An 18,155-nucleotide genomic window follows, 5' to 3' on the forward strand; every position below is an offset into this window, starting at 1 on the left:
CGTGGCTGCCCGCACCAAGGCCCGTAAGCGCGCCTTCCAGATACTCTTCGAGGCCGACCAGCGCGGTGCCGATGTGCAGTCCGTGCTCGCGGACTGGATGCGGCACGCCCGGACCGATCCACGACAGCCGCCGGTGAACGAATACACCCTGGAGCTGGTCGAGGGATACGCGGACCATGTCACCCGCATCGACGAGCTGATCTCCACCTACGCGGTCGACTGGGACCTGGACCGGATGCCGGCGGCCGACCGCAGCATCCTGCGGCTCGGTGCCTACGAGCTGCTCTGGGTGGACGACACGCCGGACGCGGTGGCGATCGACGAAGCCGTGCAGCTCGCCAAGGAGTTCTCCACGGACGACTCCCCGGCCTTCGTCAACGGCCTCCTCGGCCGGCTCAAGGAGCTGAAGCCGAGCCTGCGGCGCGAGGCGTAGCAGGCGGTCGGCAGAGCGTGTGAACGGGCCCGGAGCCAAGGGCAAGGCTCCGGGCCCTTCGCATGCCCGCAGAACGCCGTCAGCGGCCTCGTGGGGGTGTTTCGCGGGCGACCGGTGCGTCCGGAGTGGCCGGGAGAGGCCCCGGAACGCAGAACCGCCGCCCCGGGGAGCCCGGAGCGGCGGTACGTTTCTGCGGTGCGAGGGGTCAGAGCTCCTCGTGTGACACGGCACGGCGTGCGTCGGCGTCGAGCACGCCCCAGCTGATCAGCTGCTCGGTCAGCACCGAGGGCGACTGGTCGTAGATGACCGCGAGGGTGCGCAGATCGTCCTGGCGGATCGAGAGCACCTTGCCGTTGTAGTCACCGCGCTGGCTCTGGATGGTGGCGGCGTAGCGCTGCAGCGGGCCGGCCTTCTCCTGCGGGACATGGGCGAGGCGCTCCAGGTCGAGCACCAGCTTCGGCGGCGGCTCGGCCGCTCCGCCCGGTGTCGTGCCCGGCAGCAGTTCCTGCACCGGGACGCCGTAGAAGTCCGCCAGCTCGGCAAGGCGCTGTACGGTCACGGCGCGGTCGCCGCGCTCGTACGAACCCACCACCACGGCCTTCCAGCGGCCCTGGGACTTCTCCTCGACGCCATGGAGAGAAAGGCCCTGCTGGGTGCGGATGGCGCGGAGCTTGGCCCCGAGCTGTTTGGCGTATTCGCTGGACATAAAACTCCCCAGACGGCTCTATCGACATGCGGCTCCGCCGCGGGCTGGTAACTCACTGTGAGGTTACGCAGCGTAATCTGACTTCGTCAAGCGGAACGGGGCAGACCCTCACCCGTCAGGGGTGCGGACGGGCCGTGGCGGGCCCCCTGGTAGCCTGGGGCGCGTAATTCCGACGTCCTTTAAGGTCCGTCCCGTGAGGCGGAGAAGGAGGTCCGTTTCGTATGGACGCAAGCAACTCCGACACGAGGGTTCAGCTCCCCGCGCGGCCGGTGCTCGAAGGCCCGGACATCGCGCGCATGCTCACCCGTATCGCCCACGAGATCGTCGAGCGCGCCAAGGGCGCGGACGATGTGGTGCTCCTGGGGATCCCCACCCGCGGCGTCTTCCTCGCCCGGCGACTGGCCGAGAAGCTCGAAGAGATCACCGGCCGTACGGTCCCGGTCGGCTCGCTCGACATCACGATGTACCGCGACGACCTGCGCCTGGGCCCCGCCCGCACGCTCGCCCGCACGGACATCCCCGCCGACGGCATCGAGGGCCGGGTCGTCCTGCTCGTCGACGACGTCCTCTTCTCCGGGCGCACGATCCGCGCCGCGCTGGACGCGCTGGGCGACATCGGCCGGCCGCGCGCCGTGCAGCTGGCGGTCCTCGTCGACCGGGGCCACCGCGAACTGCCGATCCGTGCCGACTACGTGGGCAAGAACCTCCCCACGTCGCTGCGGGAGACGGTCAAGGTCCAGCTCACCGAGGAGGACGGCCGGGACGCCGTGCTGCTCGGCGTGAAGCACACCGCCCCGGCCGGCGAGCGATAGCGCACCACGCACGGACCCGGTGACCCCGGGCCCGCAGGCATGCCCGCTCAACGGATATTCCCGTACACCTCCTTCACCCACGGAGAACACCGGATGAAGCGTCACCTCATCTCGGCCGCCGACCTCACGCGCGACGATGCCGTCCTGATCCTCGACACCGCCGAGGAGATGGCCCGGGTCGCCGACCGGCCGATCAAGAAGCTCCCCACCCTGCGGGGACGCACGGTCTGCAATCTCTTCTTCGAGGACTCCACCCGGACCCGGATCTCCTTCGAGGCCGCCGAGAAGCGGCTCTCCGCGGACGTCATCAACTTCGCCGCCAAGGGGTCCAGCGTCTCCAAGGGAGAGTCCCTCAAGGACACCGCCCAGACCCTGGAGGCGATGGGCGTCGACGCCGTCGTCATACGGCACAGCGCCTCCGGTGCCCCCTACCGGCTCGCCAACTCCGGCTGGATCGACGCTCCCGTCATCAACGCCGGTGACGGCACCCACCAGCACCCCACCCAGGCCCTGCTCGACGCCTTCACCATGCGGCGCCGGCTCATCGGCCCGGACGCCGGGCTCGGCCAGGATCTGAGCGGGCGGCGCATCACCCTCGTCGGCGACGTGCTGCACAGCCGCGTCGCGCGCTCGAACGTCGACCTCCTGCACACCCTCGGCGCCGAGGTCACCCTCGTCGCCCCGCCCACCCTGGTGCCGGTCGGCGTCGAGACCTGGCCGTGCGAGGTGTCCTACGACCTCGACCGCGTCCTGCCGAAGACCGACGCCGTGATGATGCTGCGGGTGCAGCGCGAGCGGATGAACGCCGCCTTCTTCCCGACCGAGCGGGAGTACTCGCGCCGCTACGGCCTGGACGGTGAGCGGATGGCGCGGATGCCCGAGCACGCCCTCGTGATGCACCCCGGCCCGATGGTCCGCGGCATGGAGATCACCGCCGAGGTCGCCGACTCCGACCGCTGCACGGTCGTCGAGCAGGTGACCAACGGCGTCTCCGTCCGCATGGCCGTCCTGTACCTGCTGCTCGGCGGCAACGAGCCCGCTGTCACCCACACCCGTACCGAGGAGAAGTAAGACCCATGAGCAAGATCCTGATCCGTGGTGCGAAGGTGCTCGGCGGCGAGGCCCAGGACGTCCTGATCGACGGCGAGACCATCGAGGCCGTCGGCGCCGGGCTGTCCGCCGAGGGCGCCGAGGTCATCGAGGCCGAGGGCAAGATCCTTCTGCCGGGCCTCGTCGACCTGCACACCCACCTGCGCGAACCGGGCCGCGAGGACTCCGAGACCGTGCTGACCGGTACCCGGGCGGCCGCCTCCGGTGGCTACACCGCGGTGTTCGCCATGGCCAACACCTTCCCCGTCGCCGACACCGCCGGCGTGGTCGAGCAGGTCTACCGCCTCGGCAAGGAGCACGGCTACTGCGATGTGCAGCCCATCGGTGCCGTCACCGTCGGCCTGGAGGGCAGCAAGCTCGCCGAGCTGGGTGCCATGCACGAGTCCGCCGCCGGGGTCACCGTCTTCTCCGACGACGGCAAGTGCGTGCACGACGCCGTGATCATGCGCCGGGCGCTGGAGTACGTGAAGGCGTTCGGCGGCGTGGTCGCGCAGCACGCCCAGGAGCCGCGGCTCACCGAGGGCGCCCAGATGAACGAGGGCATCGTCTCGGCGGAGCTGGGGCTCGGGGGCTGGCCGGCGGTGGCCGAGGAATCGATCATCGCCCGGGATGTGCTGCTCGCCGAGCACGTGGGCTCGCGGGTGCACATCTGCCACCTGTCGACCGCCGGCTCCGTCGAGATCGTCCGCTGGGCCAAGTCCCGCGGCATCGACGTCACCGCCGAGGTCACCCCGCACCACCTGCTCCTCACCGACGAGATGGTGCGCACCTACAACCCCGTCTACAAGGTCAACCCGCCGCTGCGCACCGAGCGCGACGTGCTGGCCCTGCGCGAGGCGCTCGCCGACGGCACGATCGACATCGTCGCCACCGACCACGCCCCGCACCCGCACGAGGACAAGGACTGCGAGTGGGCCGCGGCCGCCATGGGCATGGTGGGCCTGGAGACCGCGCTGTCGGTCGTGCAGCAGACGATGGTCGAGACCGGTCTGCTGACCTGGGAGGCCGTCGCGGACCGGATGTCCTACGCGCCCGCGCGGATCGGGCAGGCCACGGGCCACGGCCGTCCCGTCTCGGCTGGTGAGCCCGCCAACCTCACGCTGCTCGATTCCGCTTACCGTGGAGAGGTGGACCCCGCGGGCTTCGCCTCCCGCAGCCGCAACACCCCCTACGAGGGCCGTGAGCTGCCGGGACGCGTCACCCACACCTTCCTGCGGGGCCGGGCAACGGTCGTCGACGGGAAGCTGGCGTGATTCCTCCACTGATCCACCTGGCCGAAGCGCAGCAGTCCGCGCCGGTCACCGACTGGGCCGCCCGGATCTCCTGGGTCGTCGGCCTGCTGGTCTTCGTCGCCTTCGTCTACTGGCTGATGCGCCAGGGCTGGAAGTGGCGCGGCACGCTCCAGGGTGATCTGCCCGAGCTGCCGGCCACCCCGGACGACCCCGGCAGGCCCGAGCTGACCCTCAGCGGCCGCTATCACGGATCCACCACCGCCGGGCAGTGGCTCGACCGGATCGTGGCCCGCGGTCTGGGCACCCGCAGCCGCGTCGAGCTGACCCTGACCGACCAGGGCCTGGACGTCGTACGGCCGGGCGCCCAGGACTTCTTCGTGCCGGCCGCCGCACTGCGCGGCGCCCGCCTCGACAAGGGCATCGCCGGCAAGGTCCTCCCCGAGGGCGGCCTGCTGATCGTCACCTGGCGGCACGGGGACAAGGAGATCGACTCCGGCTTCCGCTCCGACCAGGCGAGCGAGCACCCGGCCTGGGTCGCGGCCGTCGACCGGCTGAGCAGTACCGAGCACAGCACCACCGAGCACCACACCAGCACCACCGAGCACACCGAAACGGAAGGCGCACGATGACGACCTCCACCAGGGGGACCGCCAAGATCCCCGCCGTACTCGTCCTGGAGGACGGCCGCACGTTCCGCGGCCGCGCCTACGGGTCCGTGGGGGAGACCTTCGGCGAAGCGGTGTTCTCCACCGGCATGACCGGCTACCAGGAGACGCTGACCGACCCCTCGTACCACCGCCAGGTCGTCGTCATGACCGCCCCGCACATCGGCAACACCGGGGTGAACGACGAGGACCCGGAGTCGCAGCGGATCTGGGTCGCCGGTTACGTCGTCCGTGACCCCGCCCGGCTCCCGTCCAACTGGCGCTCGGTGCGCTCCCTGGACGACGAGCTGGTCGCCCAGGGCGTCGTCGGCATCAGCGGCGTCGACACCCGCGCGCTGACCCGGCACCTGCGCGAGCGCGGCGCCATGCGGGTCGGCATCTTCTCCGGCGAGGCGCTGCCCGACGAGGGCACGATGCTGGCCAAGGTGCGCCAGGCCCCCGAGATGCAGGGCGCCGACCTGTCCACGCAGGTCGCCACCAAGGAGTCCTACGTCGTCCCGGCGATCGGTACGAAGAAGTTCACCGTCGCCGCGATCGACCTGGGCATCAAGGGCATGACCCCGCACCGGATGGCCGAGCGCGGCATCGAGGTGCACGTGCTCCCCGCCACCGCCACCGTCGAGGACATCTACGCGGTGAACCCGGACGGCGTGTTCTTCTCCAACGGCCCCGGTGACCCGGCCACCGCCGACCACCCGGTCGCCGTCATGCGCGGAGTGCTGGAGCGCAGGACGCCGCTGTTCGGCATCTGCTTCGGCAACCAGATCCTGGGCCGCGCCCTGGGCTTCGGCACCTTCAAGCTCAAGTACGGCCACCGCGGCATCAACCAGCCGGTGCAGGACCGTACGACCGGCAAGGTCGAGGTCACCGCGCACAACCACGGGTTCGCCGTCGACGCCCCGCTCGACAAGGTCTCCGACACCCCCTTCGGCCGCGCCGAGGTCTCCCACGTCTGCCTCAACGACAACGTGGTGGAGGGTCTGCACCTCCTCGACCAGCCGGCCTTCAGCGTCCAGTACCACCCCGAAGCAGCAGCGGGTCCGCACGACGCCGCGTACCTCTTCGACCGCTTCGTATCCCTGATGGAGGGCCAGCGTGCCTAAGCGCACCGATATCCAGTCCGTCCTGGTCATCGGCTCCGGCCCGATCGTCATCGGCCAGGCCGCCGAGTTCGACTACTCCGGTACCCAGGCGTGCCGGGTCCTCAAGTCCGAGGGCCTGCGCGTCATCCTGGTGAACTCCAACCCAGCGACGATCATGACCGACCCGGAGATCGCCGACGCGACGTATGTCGAGCCGATCACCCCGGAGTTCGTCGAGAAGATCATCGCCAAGGAGCGCCCCGACGCGCTGCTGCCGACCCTGGGCGGCCAGACCGCGCTGAACACCGCGATCTCGCTGCACGAGTCCGGCACCCTCGACGCGTACAACGTCGAGCTGATCGGCGCCAACGTCGAGGCGATCAACAAGGGCGAGGACCGCGACCTCTTCAAGGAGGTCGTCGAGGCCGTCAACCGCAAGATCGGCCACGGCGAGTCCGCCCGCTCGTACATCTGCCACTCCATGGACGACGTCCTGAAGGGCGTCGACGCACTCGGCGGCTACCCCGTCGTCGTCCGTCCCTCCTTCACCATGGGCGGCGCCGGCTCCGGCTTCGCCCACAACGAGGAGGAGCTGCGCCGGATCGCCGGCCAGGGCCTGACGCTCTCGCCGACCACCGAGGTGCTCCTGGAGGAGTCCATCCTCGGCTGGAAGGAGTACGAGCTGGAGCTGATGCGCGACAAGAACGACAACGTCGTGGTCGTCTGCTCCATCGAGAACTTCGACCCGATGGGCGTGCACACCGGCGACTCGATCACCGTCGCGCCGGCCATGACGCTCACCGACCGCGAGTACCAGATCCTGCGGGACATCGGCATCGCGGTGATCCGTGAGGTCGGCGTCGACACCGGCGGCTGCAACATCCAGTTCGCGGTCAACCCCGAGGACGGCCGGGTCATCGTCATCGAGATGAACCCCCGCGTCTCGCGCTCCTCGGCGCTGGCCTCCAAGGCCACCGGCTTCCCGATCGCGAAGATCGCCGCCCGGCTCGCCGTCGGCTACACCCTCGACGAGATCCCCAACGACATCACCGAGAAGACCCCGGCCTCCTTCGAGCCGACTCTCGACTATGTCGTCGTCAAGGTGCCGCGCTTCGCCTTCGAGAAGTTCCCGGTCGCCGACGCCACGCTGACCACGACCATGAAGTCGGTCGGCGAGGCCATGGCCATCGGCCGTAACTTCCCCGAGGCGCTCAACAAGGCCCTGCGCTCCCTGGAGAAGAAGGGCAGCCAGTTCGACTTCGTCTCCGAGCCGGGGGACAAGGCCGCGCTGCTGGAGAAGGCCCAGGTCCCGACCGATGGCCGGATCAACACGGTCATGGCGGCGATCCGGGCCGGGGCCACCCCGCAGGAGGTCTTCGACGCCACGAAGATCGACCCGTGGTTCGTCGACCAGCTCTTCCTCGTCAAGGAGATCGCCGACGAGATCGCCGCGGCCGACAAGCTCGACCCGGAGATCCTCGCGGACGCAAAGCGCCACGGCTTCTCCGACGCCCAGATCGCCGCGATCCGCGGGCTGCGCGAGGACGTCGTCCGCGAGGTCCGGCACTCCCTCGGGGTCCGCCCGGTCTACAAGACGGTCGACACCTGCGCCGCCGAATTCGCCGCGAAGACGCCGTACTTCTACTCGTCCTACGACGAGGAGACCGAGGTCGCCCCGCGCGAGAAGCCGGCCGTGATCATCCTCGGCTCCGGCCCCAACCGCATCGGCCAGGGCATCGAGTTCGACTACTCCTGCGTCCACGCCTCGTTCGCGCTCAGCGACGCCGGCTACGAGACCGTGATGGTCAACTGCAACCCGGAGACCGTCTCGACGGACTACGACACCTCCGACCGCCTGTACTTCGAGCCGCTGACGCTGGAAGACGTCCTGGAGATCGTGCACGCCGAGACCCAGGCCGGTCCGGTCGCCGGTGTCGTCGTCCAGCTCGGCGGGCAGACCCCGCTGGGCCTGGCGCAGGCGCTCAAGGACAACGGTGTGCCGATCGTCGGCACCTCGCCCGAGGCGATCGACCTCGCCGAGGAACGCGGCGCCTTCGGCCGGGTGCTGACCGAGGCCGGACTGCCGGCCCCCAAGTACGGCACCGCCTTCTCCTTCGCCGAGGCCAAGCAGATCGCCACCGAGATCGGCTACCCGGTCATGGTCCGCCCGTCCTACGTGCTCGGCGGCCGCGGTATGGAGATCGTCTACGACGAGCCCTCGCTGGGGGAGTACCTCACCCGGCACGCCGGCCTGATCGACCGCCACCCGGTCCTCATCGACCGCTTCCTGGACGACGCCATAGAGATCGACGTCGACGCGCTCTACGACGGCCATGAGCTCTACCTCGGCGGCGTCATGGAGCACATCGAGGAGGCCGGTATCCACTCCGGCGACTCCGCCTGCGCGCTGCCCCCGATCACCCTCGGCGGCTTCGACATCAAGCGGCTGCGCGCCTCGACGGAGGCCATCGCCAAGGGCGTCGGCGTCCGCGGACTGATCAACATCCAGTTCGCGATGGCCGGGGACATCCTCTACGTCCTGGAGGCCAACCCCCGCGCCTCCCGTACGGTGCCCTTCACCTCGAAGGCCACCGCCGTACCGCTCGCCAAGGCCGCCGCCCGGATCTCGCTGGGCGCCACCATCGCCGAGCTGCGCGCCGAGGGCATGCTGCCCAAGACCGGCGACGGCGGCACCCTGCCGCTGGACGCGCCGATCTCCGTCAAGGAAGCCGTGATGCCCTGGTCGCGGTTCCGCGACATCCACGGCCGCGGGGTGGACACCGTCCTCGGCCCGGAGATGCGCTCCACCGGCGAGGTCATGGGCATCGACTCGGTCTTCGGCACCGCGTACGCCAAGTCCCAGTCCGGCGCCTACGGGGCGCTGCCCACCAAGGGCCGCGCGTTCGTCTCGGTCGCCAACCGGGACAAGCGCTCGATGATCTTCCCGGCCCGTGAGCTGGTCGCCCACGGCTTCGAGCTGCTCGCCACCTCCGGCACCGCCGAGGTGCTGCGCCGCAACGGCATCAACACCACCGTGGTGCGCAAGCAGTCCGAGGGCGAGGGGCCGGACGGTGAGAAGACCATCGTCCAGCTGATCCACGACGGCCAGGTCGACCTGATCGTCAACACCCCCTACGGCACCGGTGGCCGGCTGGACGGCTACGACATCCGCACCGCCGCCGTCGCCCGCGGCGTCCCGTGCCTGACCACGGTCCAGGCGCTGGCCGCCGCCGTACAGGGCATCGAGGCCATGTCCCGCGGAGACGTGGGCGTGCGTTCCCTCCAGGAACACGCCGAACATCTCACCGCGGCCCGCCAGGAGTAGCGGCCAGGAGGGGGACACCGAAACGGTGTCCCCCTCTTCATGAGCCCCCATCCCTCCCCCGTGCGGAAGGCACCACCGACGATGTACCGCCTCTTCTTCCAACTGATCTTCCAGCGCATGGACCCCGAGAAGGCCCACCACCTGGCCTTCCGCTGGATCCAGCTGGCCGTGCGCCTGCCCGTGCTGCGCACCTTCCTAGCGGCCGCCCTCGCGCCCCGCTACAAGGAGCTGCGCACCGAGGCCCTGGGCCGCCGGATGCACGGCCCCTTCGGCCTGGCCGCCGGCTTCGACAAGAACGCCGTCGCCATCGACGGGATGACCATGCTCGGCTTTGACCACGTCGAGATCGGCACGGTCACCGCCCAGCCGCAGCCCGGCAACCCCAAGAAGCGCCTGTTCCGGCTCGTACCGGACCGCGCGCTGATCAACCGGATGGGCTTCAACAACGACGGCTCCGCGTCCGTGGCGGCCCGCCTGGCGGCCCGCAACCCGGTGTTCCCGGCCACCGTCGGCGTCAACATCGGTAAGACCAAGGTCGTACCGGAGGACGCGGCGACCGCGGACTACGTCACCTCCACCGAGCGGCTCGCCCCGCACGCCGACTACCTGGTCGTCAATGTCTCCTCCCCGAACACGCCGGGGCTGCGCAACCTCCAGGCCGTCGAGCATCTGCGCCCGCTGCTGACCGAGGTCCGCGCGGCCGCCGACCGTACGGTCACCGACCGCCGGGTCCCGCTGCTGGTCAAGATCGCCCCGGACCTCGCCGACGCGGACGTGGACGCGGTCGCCGACCTCGCCGTCGAGCTCGGCCTGGACGGGATCATCGCCACCAACACCACCATCGCCCGCGACGGCCTCGGGCTGACCTCCGACCCGAAGCTGATCGCCGAGACCGGCGGACTGTCCGGCGCGCCCGTCAAGGAGCGCTCCCTGGAGGTCCTGCGCCGCCTCTACGCCCGCGTCGGCGACAAGATCACCCTCATCGGGGTCGGCGGCATCGAGACCGCCGAGGACGCCTGGCAGCGCATCCTCGCCGGCGCCACCCTGGTCCAGGGCTACAGCGCCTTCATCTACCAGGGCCCCTTCTGGTGCCGCGCGATCCACAAGGGGCTGGCCGCCCGCCTGCGCAACAGCCCCTACGCCACCCTCGCCGACGCCGTCGGCGCCGAGCACAAGAAGGTGACCGGATGACCCGGGAAGCCGCCCACCCGCCGGCCGCCCCCTTCGGCGCACGCCTGCGCCGGGCCATGGACGAGCGCGGCCCGCTCTGCGTCGGGATCGACCCGCATGCCTCGCTGCTGGCCGACTGGGGCCTGAACGACGATGTCGCGGGCCTGGCCCGCTTCACCCGCACGGTCGTGGAGGCCCTCGGCGAGACGGTCGCCGTCTTCAAGCCGCAGTCCGCGTTCTTCGAGCGCTTCGGCTCGCGCGGCCTGGCAGTCCTGGAGACCGCCGTCGTCGAGGCGCGCGAACGCGGTGCCCTGGTCCTGATGGACGCCAAGCGCGGCGACATCGGCTCCACCATGGCCGCCTACGCCGAGACCTTCCTGCGCCAGGACTCCCCGCTGTTCTCGGACGCGCTGACGGTCTCCCCGTACCTCGGATACGGCTCGCTCCGGCCGGCCGTCGACCTGGCCCGCGAGAGCGGCGCCGGTCTCTTCGTCCTCGCCCTCACCTCCAACCCGGAGGGCGCGGAGGTCCAGCGGGCGGTGCGCGAGGACGGCAGCACCCTCGCGGCGACGATGCTCGGCCATCTTGCGGCCGAGAACGCCGGAGCCGAACCGCTGGGTTCCTTCGGCGCGGTCGTCGGCGCCACGCTCGGCGATCTCTCCTCGTTCGATCTGGCGATCAACGGTCCGCTGCTCGCCCCCGGCATCGGCGCACAGGGCGCCACGCCCGCCGACCTGCCGAAGGTCTTCGGAAACGCCGTACGCAACGTCGTTCCGAGCGTCAGCAGGGGGGTGCTGCGGCACGGTCCGGACGCCGCGGCGCTCCGAGCTGCGGCGGACCGCTTCGCCGACGAAGTGCGCACCGCGCTCGCCTAGGAGCGGAAAGTCGGGGACATTGGTCCCGAAATGTCCTGGTCAGCAGAGTCTGACCAGGACTTTTCGTCTGTTCTCGCTGACTCCGGCGCCCTCGGCCGCTAGTCTCCGTCGAGAGCACTGCACGTAAGCGCGTTGCTCGTTGCTCCGCACGTGTGGGGTGACTAGGTTCCACACTGGTCCGTATCCGACAGTTCGACATCCGAGGTGACGTAGGCGTGGCTCTTCCGCCCCTTACCCCTGAACAGCGCGCAGCCGCGCTCGAGAAGGCCGCCGCGGCTCGCCGGGAGCGCGCCGAGGTCAAGAATCGGCTCAAGCACTCCGGTGCTTCCCTCCATGAGGTCATCAAGCAGGGCCAGGAGAACGACGTCATCGGCAAGATGAAGGTCTCCGCCCTCTTGGAGTCCCTGCCGGGCGTCGGCAAGGTCCGCGCCAAGCAGATCATGGAGCGGCTCGGCATCTCCGAAAGCCGCCGAGTCCGGGGTCTTGGCTCCAACCAGATCGCGTCGCTGGAGCGCGAGTTCGGCAGCACCGCTTCCTGAATTTTCCGGCATCACCGGGAAGCTGGAATAATCGCTGCATGAGTTCTGACGTCTCCCGGGGGACGACCCCCGCGCCCCCGGCCAGACAGCCGCGGCTGACCGTGCTCTCCGGCCCCTCCGGGGTCGGCAAGAGCACGGTCGTCGCGCATATGCGCAAGGTCCACCCCGAGGTCTGGCTCTCGGTCTCGGCCACCACCCGCAAGCCACGGCCCGGGGAGCAGCACGGCATCCATTACTTCTTCGTCGAGGACGAGGAGTTCGACAAGCTCATCGCCAACGGTGAGCTGCTCGAATGGGCCGAGTTCGCGGGCAACCGCTACGGCACCCCCCGCAAGGCGGTGCTGGACCGTCTGGCGTCCGGGGAACCGGTCCTGCTGGAGATCGATCTTCAGGGCGCCCGCCAGGTCCGCGAGTCCATGGCGGAGGCCGAGCTGGTCTTCCTGGCCCCGCCGAGCTGGGACGAGCTGGTCCGCCGGCTCACCGGACGGGGCACGGAGGCGCCGGAGGTCATCGAGCGCCGGCTGGCCGCTGCCAGGGTCGAGCTGGCGGCGGAGAAAGAGTTCGATGTGACGCTTGTCAACACCTCCGTCGAGGACGTCAGCCGTGAGCTGCTAGCCTTGATGCTGAATCGATCCGGGGACCGGAACACCAGCGGCTGACCGCGCAGCTCCCCGGCCGACCAGGACTTCTGCGTTACACCCACGCTTCATCCCCCTTCGGAAGGTAGAGAGTGTCCTCTTCCATCACTGCACCCGAGGGCATCATCAACCCGCCCATTGATGAGCTTCTCGAGGCCACCGATTCGAAGTACAGCCTCGTGATCTACGCCGCCAAGCGCGCGCGCCAGATCAACGCGTACTACTCCCAGCTCGGCGAGGGCCTGCTCGAGTACGTCGGCCCCCTCGTGGACACGCACGTCCACGAGAAGCCCCTCTCGATCGCGCTCCGCGAGATCAACGCGGGTCTGCTGACCTCGGAGGCCATCGAGGGCCCCGCCCAGTAAGCAGCTGACGCATTCACCAAGGGCCCGGCGGCGCTCCCCCAGCTAACGCTGTGAGGGGCCCCCAGCCGGGCCCTTGGTGTGTCATAGGGGCATACGTAGGGACCTAGCCCGGGGAGCGGCGAAGCGATGGACAAGCGGGAGCGGGAGCGGCCCAGGGTCGTCCTGGGGGTCAGCGGCGGGATCGCCGCGTACAAGGCGTGCGAACTGCTGCGGCGGCTGACCGAGTCCGGGCACGACGTACGAGTGGTGCCGACCGCTTCGGCGCTGCACTTCGTCGGGGAGGCCACCTGGTCGGCGCTGTCCGGCAACCCGGCCGGCACCGAGGTCTGGGAGTCCGTCCACGAGGTCCCGCACGTCCGTATCGGCCAGGCCGCCGATCTCGTCGTGGTCGCGCCCGCCACCGCCGACCTGCTGGCCAAGGCCGCGCACGGCCTCGCCGACGATCTGCTGACCAACACCCTGCTCACCGCCCGCTGTCCGGTGATCTTCGCGCCCGCGATGCACACCGAGATGTGGGAGAACCCCGCCACCCAGGAGAACGTCGCCACCCTGCGCCGCCGCGGCGCGCTGGTGATCGACCCCGCGGTGGGCCGGCTGACCGGCGTCGACACCGGTAAGGGCCGCTTCCCCGACCCGGTCGAGATCTTCGAGTTCTGCCGCCGGGTGCTGGCCCGCGGCGCGCGGGCGGCCGAGCAGGATCTCGCCGGGCGCCATGTCGTGATCAGCGCGGGCAGCACCCGCGAGCCGCTGGACCCCGTCCGCTACCTGGGTAATCGCTCCTCGGGCAAGCAGGGCTACGCGCTCGCCCGTACGGCGGTGGCCCGCGGTGCCCGGGTCACCCTGGTCGCCGGCAACACCGAGCTGCCCGATCCGGCCGGTGTGGACGTGATCCCCGTCGGTACGGCCGGCCGGCTCCGTGAGGAGATGGTGAAGGCCGCCGCGGATGCCGACGCGGTGGTCATGGCCGCCGCCGTCGCCGATTTCCGCCCCGCCGTCTACGCCTCCGGCAAGATCAAGAAGGTGGAGGGCCAGGAGCCGGAACCCATCGCCCTGGTGCGAAATCCGGACATCCTCGCCGAGCTCTCCGCGGAGCGGGCCCACCCGGGCCAGCTCGTGGTCGGCTTCGCCGCCGAGACCGACGACGTGCTGGCCAACGGACGCGCCAAACTCGCCCGCAAGGGCTGTGACCTGCTCGTCGTCAATGAGGTCGGCGAGCACAAGGCCTTCGGCTCGGCGGAGAACGAAGCGGTGATCCTCGCGGCCGACGGAACCGAGACCCCGGTGCCGTTCGGGCCCAAAGAAACCCTGGCCGACACGGTCTGGGACCTGGTCGCACCCCGCCTGGCCGAGACTCGCCGCTGAAGCGCCGAAGCGGCCCCGGAATCACTCCGTCAGCCCTGCAAAATCGGGCATGTCCCCTTGACTCGGCACATTCTCAAGGTGATCGTCCTAGCGTAAGCCGCGGTGTCCCAGGTCACGGGGGGTCCATAAATCGAGACCGTGTGCCCGAACGCCGCATCCGACCGATAAACTGGCGAGTGGATCGGGCCGAGCGCAGCTCTCGGCCCGTCCGCCAATGATCAGCCAGCAGCCGCTGCAACCCCAGGGAGCGATGTGTCCCGCCGCCTGTTCACCTCGGAATCCGTCACCGAGGGCCACCCCGACAAGATCGCTGACCAGATCAGCGACACCATCCTCGACGCTCTCCTCAAGGAAGACCCGACGTCCCGGGTCGCCGTGGAGACGCTGATCACCACCGGCCTGGTGCATGTGGCCGGCGAGGTGACGACGAAGGCGTACGCCGACATCCCCAACCTCGTCCGCAACAAGATCCTGGACATCGGTTACGACTCGTCCAAGAAGGGCTTCGACGGCGCTTCCTGCGGCGTCTCGGTGTCCATCGGCGCGCAGTCCCCGGACATCGCCCAGGGTGTCGACACCGCGTACGAGAACCGCGTCGAGGGCGATGACGACGAGCTCGACAGGCAGGGCGCCGGCGACCAGGGCCTGATGTTCGGCTACGCCTGCGACGAGACCCCTGAGCTGATGCCGCTCCCGATCAACCTCGCGCACCGGCTCTCCCGCCGGCTGTCCGAGGTCCGCAAGAACGGGACCATCCCCTACCTCCGTCCCGACGGCAAGACCCAGGTCACCATCGAGTACGACGGCCACAAGGCCGTCCGCCTCGACACCGTCGTGGTTTCTTCGCAGCACGCCAGCGACATCGACCTGGACTCGCTGCTCGCACCCGACATCCGCGAGTTCGTCGTCGAGCACGTCCTCAACCAGCTGGTCGAGGACGGCATCAAGCTGGACACCGACGGCTACCGTCTGCTGGTCAACCCGACCGGGCGCTTCGAGATCGGCGGCCCCATGGGTGACGCCGGTCTGACCGGCCGCAAGATCATCATCGACACCTACGGCGGCATGGCCCGCCACGGTGGCGGCGCCTTCTCCGGCAAGGACCCGTCCAAGGTCGACCGCTCGGCCGCCTACGCGATGCGCTGGGTCGCCAAGAACGTCGTCGCGGCCGGCCTCGCGGCCCGCTGTGAGGTCCAGGTCGCCTACGCGATCGGTAAGGCCGAGCCGGTCGGTCTCTTCGTCGAGACCTTCGGCACCGCCACCGTCGACACCGACAAGATCGAGCAGGCCATCGGCGAGGTCTTCGACCTCCGCCCGGCCGCCATCATCCGCGACCTCGACCTGCTCCGTCCCATCTACGCGGAGACCGCCGCCTACGGCCACTTCGGCCGTGAGCTGGAGGACTTCACCTGGGAGCGCACGGACCGCGTGGAGGCCCTGAAGGCGGCCGCGGGGCTGTAAGTCCCGTAACGCCCGTGTGAGGTACCACGGCCCCGGACCGCTCGGCGGTCCGGGGCCTTCGGTTGTTGACAGCCCGCCGGGCACTGTCCGTGCGGTCTGCTAAGACTGATGCTGTGAGCAGGGAGAACGGGCGACCGGAGGCGGGGGCGGCGGATGCGGGCGAGCAGTTGGCCCTCATCCGGGAGGCCGTGCGGGAGACCAAGGCCGAGCGGGCCAAGCCGCGGACCTGGCGGGGGGCCGAGCTGGCCGCCGAGCTGCCGGTGGCGCGGGTGCTGGTCGACAAGGGGCTGGTGCACCTCGACCGGTATTTCGACTATGCGGTCCCGGCGGCGATGGATCACGAGGCGCAGCCCGGCGTCCGCGTCCGGGTGCGCTTCGGAGCGGGGGAGAAGGGCGGCCGGCGCGAGGGCGGCAAGCTGGTCAGCGGATTCATCGTGGAGCGGGTCGCGGAGAGCGACTACCGGGGGGTGCTCGCCCCGATCGCACAGGTGCTGTCGTCCGAGCGGGTGCTGACGCCCGAGCTGCTGGCCCTGTGCCGGTCGGTCGCGGACCGCTATGCCGGGACGCTCGCCGATGTGGTGCAGCTGGCGGTCCCGCCCCGACGGGCGCGCGCGGAGGCCAAGCCCTCGCCCGCCCCTCTGCCGCCCAACCCGCCCCCGGAAGCAGGAAGTTGGGAGCGCTACGGCGCCGGCGCCGGATTCCTCGCGGCGCTCACCCGGGGGGACGCGCCGCGGGCGGTGTGGACGGCGCTGCCCGGGGCGACCTGGCCGCAGGAGCTGGCGCGGGCGGCGGCCGCGGCGCTGGCGGGCGGCCGCGGTGCGCTGGTGGTGGTGCCGGACGGGCGGGCCGCGGCGCGGGTGGACGCGGCGCTCGGCGAGCTGATCGGCGCCGGCCGGCATGTGCTGCTGACCGCCGACGCCGGGCCCGAGGAGCGCTATCGCCGCTGGCTGGCGGTGAGCCGGGGCGCGGTGCGCGCCGTGGTCGGGACCCGGGCGGCGATGTTCGCGCCGGTCGCCGACCTGGGCCTGGTCGCCCTCTGGGACGACGGGGACGCCAGCCACAGCGATCCGCATGCGCCGCAGCCGCATGCCCGTGAGGTCCTCATCCAGCGGTCGGTCCATGAGCGGGCGGGATTTCTGCTGGGCGGGCTGAGCTGCACGGTCGAGGCGGCCCAGCTGGTCGAGACGGGATGGGCGCGCCCGCTGACCGCCGAGCGCGAACAGGTGCGGGCCGCGGCGCCACTGGTGCGTACGGTCGGCGACGGTGACGAGGCGCGGGATGCCGCCGCGCGGGCCGCCCGGCTGCCGTCGATGGCCTGGCAGGTGGTGCGGGAGGGCCTCCAGCGCGGACCGGTGCTCATCCAGGTCCCGCGCCGGGGGTACGCGCCCCGGCTGGCCTGCGAACGGTGCCGTACCCCCGCGCGCTGTCGGTCCTGCGCGGGCCCGCTGGAGGCGCGGGAGGCCGGCGAGCTGTGCTGTGCGTGGTGCGGGCGCCCGGAGCCGGACTGGCACTGCTCCGAGTGCGGCGGCGCGCGGCTGCGGGCGCAGATCGTGGGCGCGCGGCGGACGGCGGAGGAGCTGGGCCGGGTGTTCCCGGCGGTGCCGGTGCGGACCTCGGGGCGGGACCATGTGCTGGCCACGGTGCCCGGTGCCCCCGCGCTGGTGGTGAGCACCCCGGGCGCGGAGCCGGTGGCCGAGGGCGGCGGGTATGCGGCCGCGCTGCTGCTGGACGGCTGGGCGCTGCTGGGGCGGCCGGATCTGCGGGCGGGGGAGGAGGCGCTGCGCCGCTGGCTGGGCGCCGCCGCGCTGGTCCGTGGCCAGGCGGCGGGCGGCACAGTCGCGGTGATCGCGGAGCCGACGCTGCGGCCGGTGCAGGCGCTGGTGCGCTGGGATCCGGTCGGCCACGCGGTCCGTGAGCTGGCCGAGCGGGCCGAGCTGGGTTTCCCGCCGGTGTCGCGGATGGCCTCCGTGGCGGGCCGCGTCGAGGATGTCACCGAGCTGTTGAGCTCCGCCGAACTCCCTTCGGGCGCCGAGGTGTTGGGCCCCGTACCACTTCCGGTGCCGGACCCCGCCCGCCCGCGCCGGCCGGGCGACCCGCCGCCGGGCGAGCAGTGGGAGCGTGCGTTGGTCCGGGTCCGCCCCGGTCAGGGTGCGGCCCTCGCCGCCGCGCTCAAGGCCGCCCGCGCGGCCCGTTTGGTCAAGCGGGAGGGGGAGGCCGTACGGGTCCGGATCGATCCGCCCGATCTGGGGTGAGCGTCCGCCTGGGGTCCGGGCGGCCCGTCGGCGCGGCCCCACCCCTGGACATGGCGCCGCCCCGGGACCGAGGGCGGCGTCCCGGGGCGTTGGCGAGCGGCGTGGGGGCGAAGACGCCCGGTGTCGCG

Annotated in this window: 16 protein-coding genes; 15 read left to right on the top strand and 1 reads right to left on the bottom strand. The window is 71.0% G+C overall.

Annotated elements, in window-relative coordinates; translation table 11 throughout:
• Position 1 precedes the first annotated feature (1 nt).
• On the top strand, positions 2-433 hold the full coding sequence (gene nusB, locus ACZ4XD_RS06625; protein WP_042156860.1) for a transcription antitermination factor NusB: 432 nt from the start codon (positions 2-4) through the stop codon (positions 431-433).
• Positions 434-638: 205 nt separating this feature from the next.
• Here the strand turns inward: nusB and bldD are convergent, their stop codons facing one another.
• A complete protein-coding gene (bldD, locus tag ACZ4XD_RS06630; protein ID WP_018087605.1) occupies positions 639-1,139 on the bottom strand; it encodes a transcriptional regulator BldD in 501 nt (166 codons plus the stop codon).
• A 221-nt stretch (positions 1,140-1,360) separates the two neighbouring features.
• Between bldD and pyrR the strand changes: the two genes are divergently transcribed.
• The 14 genes from pyrR to ACZ4XD_RS06700 all read left to right on the top strand — a co-directional run bounded on the left by pyrR (position 1,361) and on the right by ACZ4XD_RS06700 (position 18,027).
• Positions 1,361-1,951, top strand: a complete 591-nt coding sequence (gene pyrR, locus ACZ4XD_RS06635) for a bifunctional pyr operon transcriptional regulator/uracil phosphoribosyltransferase PyrR (protein ID WP_042156858.1) — start codon at positions 1,361-1,363, stop codon at positions 1,949-1,951.
• A 93-nt stretch (positions 1,952-2,044) separates the two neighbouring features.
• Positions 2,045-3,022 carry an aspartate carbamoyltransferase catalytic subunit gene (locus ACZ4XD_RS06640; RefSeq protein WP_398831713.1) on the top strand — a complete coding sequence of 326 codons (978 nt, stop codon included), beginning with the start codon at positions 2,045-2,047 and terminating at the stop codon, positions 3,020-3,022.
• A gap of 5 nt (positions 3,023-3,027) precedes the next feature.
• Positions 3,028-4,314: a dihydroorotase gene (locus tag ACZ4XD_RS06645; protein ID WP_468038831.1), complete on the top strand. Its 1,287-nt coding sequence runs from the start codon at positions 3,028-3,030 to the stop codon at positions 4,312-4,314.
• Entirely contained in the window at positions 4,311-4,922 is a 612-nt protein-coding gene (locus ACZ4XD_RS06650) for a PH-like domain-containing protein (protein WP_468038833.1), read from the top strand. The genes ACZ4XD_RS06645 and ACZ4XD_RS06650 overlap by 4 nt, the downstream gene beginning before the upstream one ends.
• Positions 4,919-6,061, top strand: a complete 1,143-nt coding sequence (carA, locus tag ACZ4XD_RS06655) for a glutamine-hydrolyzing carbamoyl-phosphate synthase small subunit (RefSeq protein ID WP_468038835.1) — start codon at positions 4,919-4,921, stop codon at positions 6,059-6,061. Before ACZ4XD_RS06650 ends, carA begins: the two co-directional genes overlap by 4 nt.
• Positions 6,054-9,365: a carbamoyl-phosphate synthase large subunit gene (carB, locus tag ACZ4XD_RS06660; RefSeq protein ID WP_468038837.1), complete on the top strand. Its 3,312-nt coding sequence runs from the start codon at positions 6,054-6,056 to the stop codon at positions 9,363-9,365. Before carA ends, carB begins: the two co-directional genes overlap by 8 nt.
• 81 nt (positions 9,366-9,446) lie before the next feature.
• The gene (locus ACZ4XD_RS06665; protein WP_468039139.1) at positions 9,447-10,556 is read left to right on the top strand and encodes a quinone-dependent dihydroorotate dehydrogenase; all 1,110 of its coding nucleotides are present in this window, start codon (positions 9,447-9,449) and stop codon (positions 10,554-10,556) included.
• Entirely contained in the window at positions 10,553-11,410 is an 858-nt protein-coding gene (gene pyrF / locus ACZ4XD_RS06670) for an orotidine-5'-phosphate decarboxylase (RefSeq protein ID WP_468038839.1), read from the top strand. The genes ACZ4XD_RS06665 and pyrF overlap by 4 nt, the downstream gene beginning before the upstream one ends.
• Positions 11,411-11,625: 215 nt before the next feature.
• Positions 11,626-11,949 (top strand): integration host factor, encoded by a 324-nt coding sequence (locus ACZ4XD_RS06675; protein WP_006607450.1) that lies wholly within the window; start codon positions 11,626-11,628, stop codon positions 11,947-11,949.
• A 38-nt stretch (positions 11,950-11,987) separates the two neighbouring features.
• A complete protein-coding gene (gmk, locus tag ACZ4XD_RS06680) occupies positions 11,988-12,608 on the top strand; it encodes a guanylate kinase (RefSeq protein WP_468038841.1) in 621 nt (206 codons plus the stop codon).
• A gap of 71 nt (positions 12,609-12,679) precedes the next feature.
• Positions 12,680-12,952 carry a DNA-directed RNA polymerase subunit omega gene (rpoZ, locus tag ACZ4XD_RS06685; protein ID WP_005319902.1) on the top strand — a complete coding sequence of 91 codons (273 nt, stop codon included), beginning with the start codon at positions 12,680-12,682 and terminating at the stop codon, positions 12,950-12,952.
• 126 nt (positions 12,953-13,078) lie between these two features.
• Positions 13,079-14,314, top strand: a complete 1,236-nt coding sequence (gene coaBC, locus ACZ4XD_RS06690) for a bifunctional phosphopantothenoylcysteine decarboxylase/phosphopantothenate--cysteine ligase CoaBC (RefSeq protein ID WP_468038844.1) — start codon at positions 13,079-13,081, stop codon at positions 14,312-14,314.
• Positions 14,315-14,566: 252 nt separating this feature from the next.
• Entirely contained in the window at positions 14,567-15,775 is a 1,209-nt protein-coding gene (gene metK / locus ACZ4XD_RS06695; RefSeq protein ID WP_042156834.1) for a methionine adenosyltransferase, read from the top strand.
• Between the two features lie 113 nt (positions 15,776-15,888).
• Positions 15,889-18,027, top strand: coding sequence for a primosomal protein N' (locus ACZ4XD_RS06700; RefSeq protein WP_468038846.1), 2,139 nt, complete (start codon positions 15,889-15,891; stop codon positions 18,025-18,027).
• Positions 18,028-18,155: the final 128 nt, after the last annotated feature.

The sequence above is a fragment of the Streptomyces sp. NPDC029466 genome (assembly GCF_055574515.1).

Bases quoted from the DNA above. Each gene is read 5' to 3' on its own strand.
- bldD (WP_018087605.1), bottom strand. From the start codon at position 1,139: ATGTCCAGCGAATACGCCAAACAGCTCGGGGCCAAGCTCCGCGCCATC.
- pyrR (WP_042156858.1), top strand. From the start codon at position 1,361: ATGGACGCAAGCAACTCCGACACGAGGGTTCAGCTCCCCGCGCGGCCG.
- ACZ4XD_RS06640 (WP_398831713.1), top strand. From the start codon at position 2,045: ATGAAGCGTCACCTCATCTCGGCCGCCGACCTCACGCGCGACGATGCC.
- ACZ4XD_RS06645 (WP_468038831.1), top strand. From the start codon at position 3,028: ATGAGCAAGATCCTGATCCGTGGTGCGAAGGTGCTCGGCGGCGAGGCC.
- carA (WP_468038835.1), top strand. From the start codon at position 4,919: ATGACGACCTCCACCAGGGGGACCGCCAAGATCCCCGCCGTACTCGTC.
- ACZ4XD_RS06665 (WP_468039139.1), top strand. From the start codon at position 9,447: ATGTACCGCCTCTTCTTCCAACTGATCTTCCAGCGCATGGACCCCGAG.
- pyrF (WP_468038839.1), top strand. From the start codon at position 10,553: ATGACCCGGGAAGCCGCCCACCCGCCGGCCGCCCCCTTCGGCGCACGC.
- gmk (WP_468038841.1), top strand. From the start codon at position 11,988: ATGAGTTCTGACGTCTCCCGGGGGACGACCCCCGCGCCCCCGGCCAGA.
- coaBC (WP_468038844.1), top strand. From the start codon at position 13,079: ATGGACAAGCGGGAGCGGGAGCGGCCCAGGGTCGTCCTGGGGGTCAGC.